The organism is Neobacillus paridis, assembly GCF_016765675.1.
GTDB classification, from domain to species: Bacteria; Bacillota; Bacilli; order Bacillales; family Cytobacillaceae; genus Neobacillus; species Neobacillus paridis.
This window is the reverse complement of record NZ_JAESWB010000193.1, coordinates 1-727: the sequence shown is the minus strand read 5'-3', so window position 1 is coordinate 727 and position 727 is coordinate 1. Positions and strand designations below refer to the sequence as shown.

General features: G+C 55.4%; 2 protein-coding genes. Both read left to right on the top strand.

What is annotated here, in order from left to right:
* The first annotated feature begins 9 nt into the window (after positions 1 to 9).
* Positions 10 to 129 (top strand): PRTRC system protein C, encoded by a 120-nt coding sequence (locus tag JK635_RS28490; RefSeq protein ID WP_498043872.1) that lies wholly within the window; start codon positions 10 to 12, stop codon positions 127 to 129.
* 330 nt (positions 130 to 459) lie between these two features.
* A partial coding sequence (locus tag JK635_RS28485) for a hypothetical protein (RefSeq protein WP_202654693.1) occupies positions 460 to 727 on the top strand: 268 nt, incomplete at its 3' end.

Genomic DNA, 727 nt, shown 5'->3' with positions numbered 1-727 from the left:
GTCGACGAGGTGCGTGACATCTACAGTGCCACGTTTCCCGAACTGACCAACGCCACTGTGGAAGGACCTGAAGACAAGGGCGACAAGCTCGTCTACAAGTTCGTCAAGACGGCCGGCGCAAAAGGGTAAGCAACATGACCCCCATCGATGCTTGGGTTCGTCAGAAGCTTGACGATGCCAACAACGCGAAGGGGGGAAATTCTTCCCCCCTTTTTTCATTTGATCAGAAGGAAATGAATCTATGTACAAAGGCTACGAAAACAGTTTTGGCATCCAACAAGGNAAGGCTACGAAAACAGTTTTGGCATCCAACAAGGGACAGGTCCTGCAGCCGGCACCGCAGTTCCTGCCCCCTTTCTTCTAAGCCTGCCGAAGATCGCTCCGCAGGTGCCGGATTGCTTCACCCAGGCCACCCATGCGTCGATCGTCCTGCTAGCCAGCCAGTTGGGTCGTATCGGTGTGATTCGGGAAGACGATCTGCTGGCCGAGGAAACCATCGAGGGCGTCATCAAGAAAGCGGTCAGCCGCGGCATTGATGAAGTGCTTGGCGAGCCGACGCTGTTCGAACTGTCAGTGGACATCAACGATGGCGAGATCCAGGAGTATGCGGAACTGCGGGAGGATCATGAAGCGAAACCGGCAGGCAGCCGATTCCACTTCACAGTGGACACCGGAGCCATCCCAACCGTCTTTATTGGCGAGCGAATCCTGGCACTGGAAGCATTGT